Here is a 14,571-nt window from a genome sequence, read left to right as displayed (position 1 = left end):
CTCGATCGGCGCGCCCGCCCGCAGGACTACGGCTTGGGCCGGCCCAGGCCGTACAGGCGCTCCAGCTCACGCCGGTCCCGCTTGGTCGGGCGGCCCGCGCCCCGGTCCCGTACCGCAGCCGGTGCCGTGAACTCCTTCGGCGGGGGCGGCGGGCTGTTGTCCACGTAGCACTGCACGGCGACCGGCGGGCCCACGCGCTTGCGCACGATCTTCGACACGACGACCAGCCGCTCACGCCCCGCGTGGAACACCCGCACCTGGTCCCCGGCCCGCACGGACTGCGCGGGCTTGACCCGCTCGCCGTTGACACGCACATGGCCCGCGCGGCAGGCGGCTGCCGCCTGCGAGCGTGTCTTGGTGAGCCGTACGGACCAGATCCATGCGTCGACCCGTACGGACCCCTCGTCCGACAAGGGCGATCCTTCTGAAGCCATGACCCGACTCTACGACCCCCCGGCCCGCCGGGCCGCAGGGTTTTCCCCGCGTCGGGCGGTCTGACCGCCTCAGGCCGCCGGTCAGGCGCAACCCCCCTCACCACAGCGCACACATCCGACTACGATGCGCACGATCTCCCTTTACGGAGGGGCGCATTTCTCCGTACCCGGGCGTTCGCTTCTGATGTGCCGTCACACATCGCGCAGTACAAGGGCATTCGGAGATTTCCATGCACAGCAGCTCCGGCAGAGGGCTACGGCCCAATGTCCTCGGGACGCTCGACACCACCGTCATGGCGGTCGCGGGCAGCGCCCCCGCCTACTCGATCGCGGCCACCACCTCCGTACTCCTCGCCACCGTCGGTCTCGCAGGTCCGGCCGCGCTGCTGTACTGCGCGATACCCATGCTCGGCATCGTCCTCGCCTACGGCAGACTCGGCCGGCTCGATGTCAACGCCGGCGCCGGCTACTCCTGGGTGGGCCGGACCCTCCACCCCTTCCTCGGCTTTCTCTCCGGCTGGGCCCTGGTCGTGTCGACGACGATCTTCATGGTGGCGGGCTCGCTCCCGGCCGGTGCGCTCACGCTCTCCCTCTTCGACGCGTCCCTCGCCGAGAACCCCACCCTGGCCACGCTGGCCGGCGCCGGCTGGTTCCTGACGATGCTGCTGATCGTCCTGGGCGGCACACGCCTCACAGTGCGGGCCCAACTACTGCTGACCGGCTTCGAGTTGTCGATCCTGTTGCTGTTCATCGGCGCCACGCTGCTGGTGGGTGGCGGTCAACTGGCCTTCGACTGGTCCTGGTTCGGCTTCTCCCACTTCGAAGGGACGGCCGGGTTCGCCTCCGGCGCGCTGATCGCCACGTTCTACTACTGGGGCTGGGACGTGACCGGCAACCTCAGCGAGGAGACCCGCAACAGCCGCCGCACCGCCGGACTCGCCTCGCTCATCGGCGTCGGCGTCGTCTTTCTCCTCTTCGAGGCCTTCACGGTCGCCGTGAACATGACCCTGTCCACCGCGCAGATCAAGGCGGCGGGATCGAACGTCCTGGGTGCGCTGGGCGAGGCCATCTGGCCCGGAATCGGCGGAAAACTGCTGGTCATAGCGGTACTGCTGTCGACCGTCGCCACCCTGGAGACCACCTTGATCCAGGTGACGCGCTCCCTGTTCGCGATGGGCCGCGACCGGACGATGCCCGCCGTGCTCGGCCGGGTGCACCGTCGCTGGAACACCCCCTGGGCCGCCGTCGCCGTCGTCGGCGTGGTGGCGGTCGTGATGTTCGCGGCGTCCATGGCGCTCGGGTCGGTCGGCGATGTGCTGGCCGCCGCGGTCGCCGCGATCGGCCTGCAGATCGCGTTCTACTACGGGCTGGCCGGGATCGCCGCGGTCGTGGCGTACCGCAGGACGCTGCTGACGTCCGTACGCGACTTCGTGCTCGGCGGGGCCTGGCCCCTGCTCGGTGCGCTGTTCATGCTGTGGATCCTCTTCGAGTCGCTGGGCGAGCTGAGCGCGGCGTCCATCGTGATCGGGATCGGCGGACTCGCCGCCGGACTGGTGCCGCTGATCAGGTACCGGCGGCAGGGCAGTCGGTACTACCGGCCGGCCGCCCGGCTGGACGCGACCCATGCCGTCACCTGGCAGAGCCTCGGCGGGAGCCCGCCACCTCCCGGCCAGGACTACACGGACCGGGCCCTGGCCACGGACTTCTGACCGTCCGACCTCCTGACCGGACCGACCTTCCGACCGGACCGACCCTCCGGCCGGAGCACCGAGGACAACGCCGAGCACACCGAAAGAAGAGCCGCAGATGGCCGCACGCCGCCGCTTCACACCCGATTTCGACCCTGCCCACGGCGACCGGCCCCTGTCCGACACCCTGCATGACATCGTTATCGGCCGGTGGCAGGGCATCCGCGACCTGCTGGGCGACACCGGAAGCGACTGGGCGCTGCGCACCCACCGGGTGCGGCTGCTCGCCCACGCCGCTGCGGGATCTTCGACGGCGGAGAGCTGGCAGGCCGCCGAGCCCGCGAGCCCCGACGCGGCGGTGCTGCGCGCGGCCACGGAGGTCGTACGGGTCTTCCACCGGGCGATCACCGCGGGAGCCGGTCAGGCCGGCGGTGTGGAACGTGCGCGCCTCGACGCCACCGTACGGGCCTGCCTCGCCGCGGCCGCCGCCCACCCCGCTGACCCCATGCCCTGGGTGTCGCTGCTGACGGTGGCCCGGCTGTACGAGGACGGGGTGCCACGGCGCGAACTGCGGCGCTGGTGGGACGAGATGCGCCGGCGTGACCCGGACAATCTCGAGGGCCATGTGCAGTTGCTGCGCTATCACTCGGCGCGCTGGCACGGCACCCACGGCAGGATGTACGACTTCGCGCGGGACGCGGCGGGCGCATCACCGCCCGGGTCACCGCTGCCGGTGCTGGTGCAGATCGCCCGGGTGGAGGAGTACCGCCATATCGCCGCTTCCGCACAGGGCCGTCCGGTGCGCGGTTTCGACCAGCACTGGAAGCACGAACTGGCGATCGTGGAGATACGGCGCACCTGGCAGCGCTGGGTGCTCGGGCGCCCGGACGCCCCGGTCGAACCCGAGGAGGTCGGTCAGCTCAACTATCTGGTGCACGCCGCCTGTTACGCGGGGCTGACGACGGAGGCACGCGGCCTGTTCCAGCTGCTGGGACCGCGGGCGGCGCTGGTCCCCTGGTCGTACACGGGCGATCCCGCGGAACAGTTCACGAGGTGGCGCGCACAGGTGGGCGCCACCTCGTGAAACCGGATCCGCCTCAGGATCAGACGCCGATGTCGCAGCCGTCCTTGCGCCAGACGGCGACGACCGACGGGCGGACGATCTTGCCCGGGCCGTCGGGCCACACGCTCGCGGGCTTCTCGACGGACGCGCCGTCGATCTCGCCCGGGTGCTGCACGGCGACGATCACCCGGCGGTCCTGGATGATCGGACCGCAGGTCTCGGCGCCGGCCGGCACGGTCAGGAACTGCTTGAGCTCTCCGCGCCGCTCACCACGGGTCGCCACGCCGAACAGGCCGTCGTGCGAGCCGAGCTGGCTGCCGTCCGTCGAGATCCACAGGTTGCCGTGCGGGTCGAAGGCGACGTTGTCCGGGCAGGAGATCGGGCTGACCTTCTCCTTGGGATAGCCCGCGAAGTAGGTGGCGGGGTCGTCCGGGTCGCCCGCGACCAGGAACAGCCGCCAGGCGAAGCCGTCGCCCGCCGGGTCGTCCCAGTGCTCGGCGAGCTCCAGGATCTGGCCGTGCTTGTTCAGGTTGCGCGGGTTGGCCTCGTCCGCGCCCGCCTTGCCGGGCTTGCCGCGGTCGGTGTTGTTGGTGAGGGCCACGTACACCCGGCCGCTGCGCGGGGACGGCTCGACGTCCTCGGGGCGGTCCATCTTGGTGGCGCCGACCTTGTCACCGGCGAGGCGGGTGAAGACGTACACCTCCTCGGCGGTCATGCCGGGGACGTGCGAGACATCGCCGGTGGCGAGCGGGATCCACTGGCCGCTGCCGTCGAACTCGCCGTCGTTCGGGAGCTTGCCCGTGCCGTCGATGTCCTGCGGGCTGTCGCCGGTCAGCTTGGCGACGTACAGCGTGCCCTCGTCGAGCAGCGTGAGGTTGTGCTCGCGGGCGGCGCGGCTGCTGCCCTCCTTCATCCGCTTCGACGAGACGAACTTGTAGAAGTAGTCGAAGCGCTCGTCGTCGCCCATGTAGACGACCGGACGGCCGTCGTCGGTGAGGCGGGGCTGCGCGGCCTCGTGCTTGAAGCGGCCCAGCGCGGTGCGCTTGCGGGGCGTGGACTGCGGGTCGTACGGGTCGAGCTCGACGACCCAGCCGTGGCGGTGCGGCTCGTTGGGCTCCTGGGCCACGTCGAAGCGCTTGTCGAAACGCTCCCACTTGCGCTCGGTGGCGGCGCTGCCGATGCCGTAGCGCTTGTCGGTCGCGCTGGAGCCGTTGGCGAAGTACTGGTTGAAGTTCTCCTCGCCGTGCAGCGTGGTGCCCCACGGGGTGGTGCCGCCCGCGCAGTTGTTCAGCGTGCCGAGCACCCTGGTACCGGTCGGGTCGGACGACGTCTTCACCAGGTCGCTGCCCGCGGCCGGGCCGGTGAGCTTGAACTCGCTGGTCGCCGTCAGGCGGCGGTTGAGCGGATGCCGAGTGACGGGCGTGAGCTTGCCGCTGCGGTGGTGCTCCTGCACCACGACGACGGACAGACCGTGTGCGGCCCAGGCGACCTCGACCTGCTCGCGGGTCGGGTTGGCGGGGTCGTACCCCTTGAACATCAGAATCTCGTCGGTGTACTCGTGGTTCGCCACGAGCACCTGCCGGCCGTGCTCGCCGCGGAGGGGCAGCAGGCTCAGGAAGTCGTTGTTGTACCCGAACTGGCCGGCCTGCGCCCGCGCGGTCTGGTTGTCCGGGTCGAAGGCGGGCGCGCCCCGGAGGATCGGTTCACCCCAGCGGATGACGACGCTCTGCTCGTAGCCCGCGGGGACGGTGACCTTGTCGTCCTTGTTCGGCGCGACGGGCGCGAAGCGCAGGCCGCGGGCGCCGTCCGAGGTCGTCCCGTGGCCGTGGCCGGGGGTGGCCGCGGCGGGGGCCGCACCCTGGGCGACGACGGCGCCGCCGGCTGCGGCGGCGACGGTCACGACCGCGGCGGCACGCATCATCGAACGCCGGGACAGGGCGCTCGCTATGACGTCGCCGACGTACTCGTTGTCACTGGTGTTGGGCACCTCGTGGAAGCAGGCGTCACCGCACCGGTAACGGCAGGTGAGGGCGGAACGTCCGCCTCCGTGCGGATTCGTGTTCAACAGCGGCAGCAGTTTGCGCACTTCGTCCTCCTTCGGCGCACCTGCGCCGACATGGTGTCGGAATGTTTCCGGCCGAGACGCTATTTGCATACGTCTGCTCAGCGGCAGCCATGAAGTGAACGCGGGATGAATGCGGCGCGGACGAGGCGCGGTTGGGGCGTGGTCGGGGTGTGGCGACGACGCAAGGGCGTGGCGCCCGTGTGACAGCAAGCCGCCCCTCCCGGAACGCGCCCGGGGCGGCGGCTAACCTTACGTGTCCGCCCTGGCCACAGTTGCCGGCGCAGGGGCGGACAATCACCGCACCCACGTCATGCGAAAGGCCTCGCCCATGGGTATCCGGAGTTTGCTGCGCAAGGTGTTCGGTCGCGACCGTGAGAGCAACGGGTCGGCGGCAACCTCCGTTCCGCCCCAGACCGAACGCTCAGAACCGGCCACGCCTACGGTGCCGTCGCAGTCGACCGCACCGTCGACGGCGGAGGACCGGGCGGAGGACCGCGCGTCGGACCTGGTCTCCGCCGCGTTCGACAATCCGACCCCGCGCTTGCGCCCGGCATCGGTCCCGTCACAGTCGACGGCATCACCGAAGCCGGCCGAGGCGGAGACCGCTGAGGCGGAGGCTGCTGAGCCGCAGGCCGTTGACGCGGTGGCCGCCGAGCCGGAGACCGACACGGCCGTTGCCGCCGAGCCGGAAGCCGTTGCGGCGGACCCGACCGAAGCCGCTGAGGCCGAGGCCGGGTCCACCCAGGCCGTTGCCGACGAGCCGCAGGCCGTCAAGACCGCTGAGTCCGCTGAGTCCGACACCGACGAGGGCGACAAGGCCATCGAGCCGGTGGCCGCTGAGGCGGAGACCGACACGGCCGAGACCGCGTCCGTCGAGCCGGAGGCCGTTGCCGAGACCGGCGTCGCTGAGGCCGCGGCCGACAAGGCCGCCGAGGCGGAAGACTCCGCGAAGGCCGACGAGGAGAAGGCCGGGGCCGGCACGGCCGAGGTTTCTGCCGACGCCGACGAGGCAGAAGCTGCTGCCGAGCCGGTTGAGGCGACTGCTGACGAGGCCTGTGCGGCCGAGGGTGTCGTGGAGACGCCCGAGGAGCCCTCGGCGACCGAGCCGCAGGCCGAGAGCCCGGCAACCGCCGAGGTCGTCGCGAGCGAGCCGCTCGACGCGGAGGCGACCACGCAGGAGCAAGCGCCTGCCGAGGCCGTCCAGGCCGAGGAAACCGGCCCAGCGGCGCCCGCCGAGGCGGAGGCGACCGCGCCGGACGAAGCCGCTGCCACCGTGGCCGAGCCCGTCGCAGCCGTTGCCGCCGAGGCGGACACGGCCGCGCAGCCGGAGCCGGAGGTCACCGCCTCCGAGCCCGTCGCCGTCGCCGGCGAGGTCTCCCCTGTGACCGAGCCCGCGGACGCCGCGGGCGACGCGACCGAGACCCGGCCCGCCACCGTTGACGTCGTCGCCGACGAGGTCGAGCCCGAGGCGGACACGGCCTCCGAGCCGGAGGACCGGCCCGTCGCGGCGGCCGACGACGCCGAGCTCGTCCCGGCCGCGGCCGCCCCCGCCGCACAGCCGGAGTCCGGCGCCCCCGCCACGGACGACACCGCCGAGGGGAAGCCCGCGCTCCCCCTCACGAACGTCAAGGACCGGGCGCCCCAGCTCGTCGATGCCTTCACGGCCGCCGGGGCCGCCCTCGAGAAGCAGGGCCTCAGCGGGGTCCGGGCCCGTGTGTACCTCGTCCTGGACCGGTCCGGGTCCATGCGGCCGTTCTTCAAGGACGGCAGCGCCCAGCACCTCGGTGAGCAGGCTCTCGCGCTCGCCGCGCACCTCGGTGAGGACGCCCGTGTCGACGTCGTCTTCTTCTCGACCGAGATCGACGGCACCGGCGAGCTGACCCTCGACGCCTTCGAGGGCCGCATCGACGAACTGCACGCCGGTCTCGGCCGCATGGGGCGGACCAACTACCACCTCGCCGTCGAGGAGGTCCTGGCCCTGCACGCCAAGGCGGACACGGACGCCCCCGCGTTCGTGATCTTCCAGACCGACGGCGCGCCCGAGTCCAAGACCGCGGCCACCGCCGCGCTGGCCGGGGCCGCGGACAAGCCCGCCTTCTGGCAGTTCGTGGCGTTCGGCGAGCACGACGCCAAGGCCTTCGACTACCTGCGCAAGCTCCAGGCCGGCAACGCCGCGTTCTTCCACGCCGGCCCCGCGCCCCGCGAGCTCCCGGACGCCGAGCTGTTCGAGGGTCTCCTGGCGACCTGGCGCCCCTAGTAGGCCGTGTCTGACAACGCCTGGTGCGCGACGCCCGGCACGCCCTCACCGGACGCCGCGCACCCCGCCCTGCGGGCGGACGGCGCTATTTGTCGGACACGACCTGGACCACCGGCAGTACGACGGTGACGGTCAAGCCGCCCTCCGGGCCCGGCTCGGCCGTCACCGTCCCGCCGTGCGCCTGCGCGACCGACCGGACGATCGACAGGCCGAGCCCTGCCCCGCGCCCCGTCCGGTCCCGCCCCTCTCCCCGCCGGAAGGGTTCGAACAGCCCGGGGATGTCCGCCGCGTCGACGACCGGCCCCGTGTTGCGGATCGTCAGAACCCCGCTCGCCACGGCCACGTCCACCGTCCCGCCCGGCACGTTGTAGGCGAGCGCGTTCGCCAGCAGGTTCCCCGTCAGCTGGGCGAGCAGCACCCGGTCGCCGCGTACGACACCGGCCGACGACACCGAGACATCCACGTCCCGCCGGGCGCATTCCTCGGCCACGACCTCCCCCAGATCGACGTCCTCCCGCTCCGCCGGCCCCCGCTCACCGCGCGCCAGCATCAGCAGCCCGTCGATGAGCCGCTCACTGCGCCGGTTGCTGTCCAGCAGCACCTGCCTGACCGCGACGAGCTCCTCGGCCGAAGCCGCCTCGTCCAGCCCCACCTGGATCGCCGTGCGCTGCGTCGCCAGCGGCGTGCGCAGCTCGTGCGACGCGTTCGCGATGAAGCGGCGCTGGCTGTCGAAGGCCGCCTCCAGCCGCGCGAGCAGCGCGTCGAACGTGTCCCCCAGTTGCTTCAGCTCGTCGTCGGGTCCGCTCGCCGCGATCCTCCCCCAGACTCCGTCCTGAGGGAGGCCCGGCAGATCCCCCTCCGAAAGCCGCCGCGCCTGTGCCGTCATCGTGTGCACCGGCCGCAGCACGCGTCCTGCCGTCCACCACCCGACCACGACCGCGCACAGGGCCGTACCGAGCAGCGCGAACGCCGACCAGATCAGCATCTGCTGCCCCGCCACGTCCTGGACGTCGTCGGTCAGCTGCACGAGGGTGGCTCCGCGCACGTCGGCGACGGCCGGGACGGCCCGCGCCCTGATCTCCGCGACCCCGGCCTCGGTACCGGCCCTGGAGAGCAGGTTCACGATGCCGAGCAGACATGTTCCGAGGACCAGGAACACCCCGCCGTAGACAAGGGCGATCCGGGTCCGGATCGTCGAGCCCGGGCCGATCACAGCCCGTACCCCACACCCTGCACGGTCCGGATCAGCGCAGGCGCCCCGAGCTTGGCCCGCAGTTTGCTCATACAGACCCGGACCGCGCCGGTGAACGGGTCCGCGTGCGCGTCCCAGGCGCGTTCCAGCAGTTCCTCCGCCGAGACGGTGGCCCCGTCCGCCTCCAGCAGGATCTGCAGCACGGCGAACTCCTTCGGCGACAGGTCCAGCTCCCGGCCGTCCCGCTCGGCCGACCTGCGTACGGTGTCGAGCCGCACCCCGTGCCGCTCCAGCAGCGGCGGTACGGGCCGGGCGCTGCGCCGCCGCAGCGCCCGCACCCGCGAGACCAGCTCGGGGAAGTCGAACGGCTTGCCCAGGTAGTCGTCGGCGCCCAGGTCGAGCCCCGCCACCCGGTCCTCCATGGCGGATGCGGCCGTGAGCATCAGGATCCGGGTGCGGCAGCCGTGCGCGACGAGGCGCCGCGCCACCTCGTCACCGTGGACGCGCGGCAGGTCGCGGTCGAGGACGACGACGTCGTAGTCGTACAGCCCCAGATACGCGAGGGCCGCGTCCCCGCCGTAGACCGTGTCGACGGCGAATCCGGCCCGCCGCAGCCCGGTGGCGACCAGCTCGGCCAGGACCTCCTCGTCCTCGGCGACCAGTACCCGCATCCCGTCGTCCCCTCCCTCGCCCGCACCCCGTCCGGCTCCCTCCCCGGATGCGTGTTTCTACCCGAGGGGATGTTTCGCGGACGTCTCCACCGCCCGCGCGTCCGCCCTTCCGCCCGCCTGCGATTCATGCGTGTGAGTAGATCTTCCGAGGGCCGATAGGATTTCGACCATGGCGGCCACTGGATCCGAGAAGCAGGGGGCGAAGGCGTACTACGTCTCGACCCCCATTTACTACGTCAACGACGCTCCTCACCTGGGCCACGCCTACACGACCGTCGCAGGCGACGTGCTCACACGCTGGCACCGTCAGCGTGGCGAGAAGGTGTGGTACCTCACCGGCACGGACGAGCACGGTCAGAAGATCATGCGCACTGCCGAGGCGAACAACGTCACGCCCCAGGAGTGGTGCGACAAGCTCGTGGAGGAGGCTTGGAAGCCCCTCTGGGAGCACCTGAACATCGCGAACGACGACTTCATCCGTACGACGGAGAAGCGGCACACCGACCGTGTGCAGGAGTTCGTGCAGGACCTGTACGACAAGGGCGAGATCTACAAGGGCGGGTACGAAGGCCCTTACTGCGTGGGCTGTGAGGAGTACAAGCTCCCCGGCGACCTCATCGAGGCCGAGGACGGCACCAAGCTGTGCCCGATCCACAAGAAGCCGGTGGAGATCCTCAAGGAGGAGAACTACTTCTTCAAGCTCAGCGAGTACGGCCCGAAGCTGCTGGAGTTCTACCAGGCCAACCCCGGCTTCATCCAACCCGAGTCGGCCCGCAACGAGGTGCTGAACTTCGTCAAGCAGGGCCTGCAGGACCTGTCGATCTCGCGCTCGACCTTCGACTGGGGCGTCCCGGTCCCGTGGGACCCCAAGCACGTCATCTACGTGTGGATCGACGCCCTCCTCAACTACGCGACGGCGGTCGGCTACAACGAGAACCCGGAGAAGTTCCAGGAGACGTTCCCGGCGAACGTGCACCTGATCGGCAAGGACATCCTGCGCTTCCACGCGATCATCTGGCCCGCGATGCTGATGGCGAACGGCCTGCCGGTGCCCGGCAGGGTCGCGTGCAACGGCTGGCTGATGGTCGGCGGCGAGAAGATGTCGAAGTCGAACCTGACCGGGATCAAGCCGCAGGACCTGACGTCGCACTTCGGTGTGGACGCCTACCGCTGGTACTTCCTGCGCGCGATCGCGTTCGGCCAGGACGGCTCGTTCTCGTGGGAGGACTTCACCGCCCGGTACACCTCCGAGCTGGCCAACGACTACGGCAACCTCGCCTCACGTGTCGCGGCGATGGTCGGCAAGTACTTCGACGGTGCGCTGCCGGCCTCCGCGGCCGACGGCGAGGCCGAGAAGGCGGTCCACGAGGGACTGGCCAAGGCGGTCGCCGAGGCCGACCGGAAGATCGGCGAGGAGCTGGACTTCCAGGGCGGCATCCTGGCGGTCTTCGAGTTCGTGAAGCAGGTCAACGGCTACATCACGGAGCAGGAGCCGTGGAAGGTCGCCAAGGACGATTCCGCCGAGGGCCAGGCCCGTCTCGCGACGATCCTGTACACCGCCGCGGAGTCGCTGCGGGCCGTCGCGGTCCTGCTGAACGCGATCATGCCGGAGACCTCCCAGAAGCTCTGGGAATCCCTCGGAGCCGAGGCATCGCTGGGCGCGCTCGTGGACCAGAGGGTCCAGGAGGCGGGCGAGTGGGGCAGGCTCCCGGCCGGCACGACGGTGACGAAGGGCGCGGTGCTGTTCCCGCGCCTGGAGGAGCCGAAGAAGGACTAGCGGGTCCGCGCGGGAACAAGCCGAGGCGCCGGGCCCAGAAAACAGAGCCCGCGCCCGGAGGAGCCGAAGAAGCACTGGCGGCACACTCGTACACGAAGGAGCACGGCCCGGGATCTCAGGTCCCGGGCCGTCGTCGTATGATCACGCCGCTTCTGTATGGAGGGGCGCCGCGACGTCTGGCGCTACACGGGACCGGAGCGGGCACCTTCGCGGGCCGCGTGAAGGTCTTCAACGACTTTGGGGCTCCTCGTACAACGCGGTCGTCGGCGTCGGCGACATCACCGGCGACGGCAGTGCCGACCTGGTCTCCCGCGACACCGGCGGAACGCTGTGGCGCAACACCGGGAACGGGGCGGGGTCGTTCGCGAGCCGGGTGAAGGTCTCCACGGGACGGGGCGGGTACACGCACCTGTCTTGAGGAGCGCTCCAAGGCCCGGAACCGCACGGTTCCGGGCCCTTGGCATGTGTCTCAGCGGGCCAGTGCCACCGCGTCCCCCATCACCACCACGGGCTCCAGCGCCGGGTCCAGTCTGCGCAGCAGTTCCTTCATCCGGTCGCGCGGCAGCGAGATGCAGCCTTGTGTGGGGCCGCCGTGGTCCACATGGATCCAGATTCCGCCGCCCTTGCCCGCCCCGAGCGGACGGGTCCAGTCCAGCGGGGTGGTCCCCGGTCTGCGGTTGTAGTTGACGGCCACGACATGGTCGAAGGAGCCCGCGAGCGACTCGCCCTCGAAGCCCGTGCCGGAGAGCTTGAACCCGGGCCCGCGGTCGTACGGGAGCCTGGTGCCCGGGTCGGGCAGCCGGCCGCCCGCGTCGGTGAGACCGAACACCCCGACCGGCGAGCGCAGATCGCCCTGCCGGTGGTCGTCGGTCCAGCCGCGCAGCGCGTTGCGCGCGGGCCAGGGAGCGGACACGGGCTCCCAGCCGCGCCGGGGGTCGCGTTCGTAGAGCACGGCGGTGGCCCGGTTGGCGTCGGCCGCATCACCTCGGACCACCAGGGCCTGGCGCGTGCCGGCGGGGATCTCGGCGCGGGTCCCGGGGCCGACGGCGGGGATCTCCTTCGCCCGCGCGAGCTGTGGCTCGGGTACGGGCACATCGGTGCCGGTCTTGGCGTCGCCATGCGTGGTCGTGCCCGGCGCCGCCGGTGTCCGGTCCAGAGGTTCCGACCCCGCGCAGCCGGCGAGGAACGCCCCGGCACACAGCAGTGCGGCGGCCGGGACGGTCCTGCTGCGGAGAACCATGGAGAAGGCGGCCTTTCCGTCCCGGAGCCGCGGGGACTTGTCTGCTGCTTCGGTGTACGCGGGGGACGGCGTCCGCGGCGGCTCCGTTCTCTCGAGCCGCCGGGCGCCCGCGACCGGCGGGCCCGGCATCCTCGGCGGCGCCGCGGCGGGTCAGGACGGCCGCGTCCCGCTCCCCGGGGCCGCCGATCAGGCCCTGGTCCCCATCTCCCGCCTCGGATGCCCGGTGCACGGGCGGACGGTGCCCGGCCCCGTACCACGGGTGCGGGCCCGTCCCCTGCCGGCATCTCCAGCGTCTCCCAGGACGCCGGGAGCCGCAGAAGAAGGACCCCGCAACCGGCCCGCGCCTGTGACTTCCTGGGTACGCCGAGGGCCCCCGACCTTCCGGTCCGGGGGCCCTCGGCGTTCACTGCTACTTGTCCGCGACCGGCTTGCGCAGCGCGATGTTCAGCTCGCGCAGCCGCGCCTCCTCCAGCTCGGTCGGCGCGCCCATCATCAGGTCCTGCGCGTTGCCGTTGAGCGGGAAGGCGATCGTCTCGCGGATGTTCGGCTCGTCGGCCAGCAGCATCACGATACGGTCCACGCCCGGGGCGATGCCGCCGTGCGGCGGGGCGCCGAACTGGAACGCGCGCAGCATGCCCGCGAACTCGCGCTCGACGGTCTCCTTGGTGTAGCCCGCGATCTCGAACGCCTTGAACATGATCTCGGGCTCGTGGTTCCGGATGGCACCGGAGGACAGCTCGACGCCGTTGCAGACGATGTCGTACTGCCAGCCCAGGATGTCCAGCGGGTCCTGGGTCTGCAGGGCCTCCAGGCCGCCCTGCGGCATCGAGAACGGGTTGTGCGAGAAGTCGATCTTCCCGCTCTCCTCGTCCTTCTCGTACATCGGGAAGTCGACGATCCAGCAGAACCGGAAGACGTTCTCCTCGAAGTGGCCGGCGCGCTTGGCGGCCTCGACGCGGACGGCGCCCATGATCTTGGAGACCTCGTCGAAGTCGCCCGCCCCGAAGAAGACCGCGTGGCCGGGGGCGAGGGCGAGACGCTCGGTGAGGACCTTGACGTTCTCCTCGGTGAGGAACTTGGCGATCGGGCCGGTCAGCGACCCGTCCTCGCCGACGCGCACCCAGGCCAGGCCCTTGGCGCCGTGCTCGACGGCGAAGTCACCGAGACCGTCGAAGAACTTGCGCGGCTGGGAAGCGGTGTCCGGCACCGGCAGGGCGCGCACGTGCTTACCGGCGAAGGCCTTGAACTCCGAGCCCTCGAAGACGTCGGTGATGTCGACGAGCTCGAGCTGCGCGCGCAGGTCGGGCTTGTCGTTGCCGTACTTCAGCATCGACTCCCGGAACGGGATGCGCGGGAACGGCGAGGTGACATGGCGGCCGTCGCCGAACTCCTCGAAGAGCTCGGTCATCAGCTTCTCGATCGGCTGGAAGACGTCCTCCTGCTCGACGAAGCTCATCTCGACGTCGAGCTGGTAGAACTCGCCCGGCGAGCGGTCGGCGCGGGCGTCCTCGTCGCGGAAGCAGGGCGCGATCTGGAAGTAGCGGTCGAATCCCGAGATCATGAACAGCTGCTTGAACTGCTGCGGCGCCTGCGGCAGGGCGTAGAACTTGCCGGGGTTCAGCCGCGACGGCACCACGAAGTCACGCGCGCCCTCGGGGGAGGTGGCCGTCAGGATCGGGGTGGCCATCTCGTTGAAGCCGAGCGCCGTCATCTTGTGCCGGATGGCCGAGATCACGGCCGTACGCAGCATGATGTTGCGGTGCATGCGCTCGCGGCGCAGGTCGAGGAAGCGGTACTCGAGGCGGCGCTCCTCACCCACACCGTCGTCGGTGTTGATCTGGAACGGCAGCTGCTGCGACGCGCCCAGCACCTCGACCGCCGCGACCTCGACCTCGACCTCGCCGGTGGGCAGGTCGGGGTTGATGTTCTCGGCGCCGCGCGAGACGACCTGGCCGTCGATGCGGACGACCGACTCCTTGTTCAGCTTGTCGAGTGCCTCGTAGGCGGCGGTGCCGGGGCGGGCGACGAGCTGCGTGATGCCGTAGTGGTCACGCAGATCGATGAAGAGGATGCCACCCAGGTCTCGGCGATTGTGCAGCCAGCCGCTCAGCCGGACGTCGGCGGAGACGTCAGAGGCGCGGAGCTCGCCGCAGGTGTGGGACCTGTACCGATGCATCGTCGTTC

Annotated in this window: 10 protein-coding genes; 4 read left to right on the top strand and 6 right to left on the bottom strand. The window is 71.1% G+C overall.

Annotated elements, in window-relative coordinates; translation table 11 throughout:
• Positions 1-26 precede the first annotated feature (26 nt).
• Positions 27-434, bottom strand: coding sequence for an RNA-binding S4 domain-containing protein (locus tag ABZ208_RS07485; RefSeq protein WP_356908597.1), 408 nt, complete (start codon positions 432-434; stop codon positions 27-29).
• Positions 435-664: 230 nt separating this feature from the next.
• On the opposite strand from ABZ208_RS07485, the gene ABZ208_RS07480 reads away from it, so the two are divergent.
• Positions 665-2,143 (top strand): APC family permease, encoded by a 1,479-nt coding sequence (locus tag ABZ208_RS07480; RefSeq protein WP_356908596.1) that lies wholly within the window; start codon positions 665-667, stop codon positions 2,141-2,143.
• Positions 2,144-2,240: 97 nt separating this feature from the next.
• The gene (locus tag ABZ208_RS07475) at positions 2,241-3,206 is read left to right on the top strand and encodes a hypothetical protein (RefSeq protein WP_356908595.1); all 966 of its coding nucleotides are present in this window, start codon (positions 2,241-2,243) and stop codon (positions 3,204-3,206) included.
• Positions 3,207-3,225: 19 nt separating this feature from the next.
• On the opposite strand, the gene ABZ208_RS07470 is transcribed toward ABZ208_RS07475, so the two are convergent.
• The gene (locus ABZ208_RS07470; RefSeq protein ID WP_356908594.1) at positions 3,226-5,271 is read right to left on the bottom strand and encodes a PhoX family protein; all 2,046 of its coding nucleotides are present in this window, start codon (positions 5,269-5,271) and stop codon (positions 3,226-3,228) included.
• 307 nt (positions 5,272-5,578) lie between these two features.
• On the opposite strand from ABZ208_RS07470, the gene ABZ208_RS07465 reads away from it, so the two are divergent.
• Positions 5,579-7,507, top strand: coding sequence for a VWA domain-containing protein (locus ABZ208_RS07465; protein WP_356908593.1), 1,929 nt, complete (start codon positions 5,579-5,581; stop codon positions 7,505-7,507).
• Between the two features lie 85 nt (positions 7,508-7,592).
• On the opposite strand, the gene ABZ208_RS07460 is transcribed toward ABZ208_RS07465, so the two are convergent.
• Positions 7,593-8,720, bottom strand: coding sequence for an ATP-binding protein (locus ABZ208_RS07460; RefSeq protein WP_356908592.1), 1,128 nt, complete (start codon positions 8,718-8,720; stop codon positions 7,593-7,595).
• The gene (locus tag ABZ208_RS07455) at positions 8,717-9,370 is read right to left on the bottom strand and encodes a response regulator transcription factor (protein WP_356908591.1); all 654 of its coding nucleotides are present in this window, start codon (positions 9,368-9,370) and stop codon (positions 8,717-8,719) included. The genes ABZ208_RS07460 and ABZ208_RS07455 overlap by 4 nt, the downstream gene beginning before the upstream one ends.
• A 169-nt stretch (positions 9,371-9,539) precedes the next feature.
• On the opposite strand from ABZ208_RS07455, the gene metG reads away from it, so the two are divergent.
• Positions 9,540-11,147, top strand: coding sequence for a methionine--tRNA ligase (gene metG, locus ABZ208_RS07450; RefSeq protein WP_356908590.1), 1,608 nt, complete (start codon positions 9,540-9,542; stop codon positions 11,145-11,147).
• 469 nt (positions 11,148-11,616) lie between these two features.
• On the opposite strand, the gene ABZ208_RS07445 is transcribed toward metG, so the two are convergent.
• Together ABZ208_RS07445 and aspS are read right to left on the bottom strand one after the other, a co-directional pair.
• Positions 11,617-12,387: a L,D-transpeptidase family protein gene (locus tag ABZ208_RS07445; protein ID WP_356908589.1), complete on the bottom strand. Its 771-nt coding sequence runs from the start codon at positions 12,385-12,387 to the stop codon at positions 11,617-11,619.
• A 409-nt stretch (positions 12,388-12,796) separates the two neighbouring features.
• Positions 12,797-14,563: an aspartate--tRNA ligase gene (gene aspS / locus ABZ208_RS07440; RefSeq protein WP_356908588.1), complete on the bottom strand. Its 1,767-nt coding sequence runs from the start codon at positions 14,561-14,563 to the stop codon at positions 12,797-12,799.
• Positions 14,564-14,571 lie beyond the last annotated feature (8 nt).

The sequence above is a fragment of the Streptomyces sp. NPDC006208 genome, from assembly GCF_040613775.1.
Taxonomy (GTDB): Bacteria; Actinomycetota; Actinomycetes; order Streptomycetales; family Streptomycetaceae; genus Streptomyces.
This window is presented reverse-complemented; position numbering and strand designations above follow the sequence as displayed.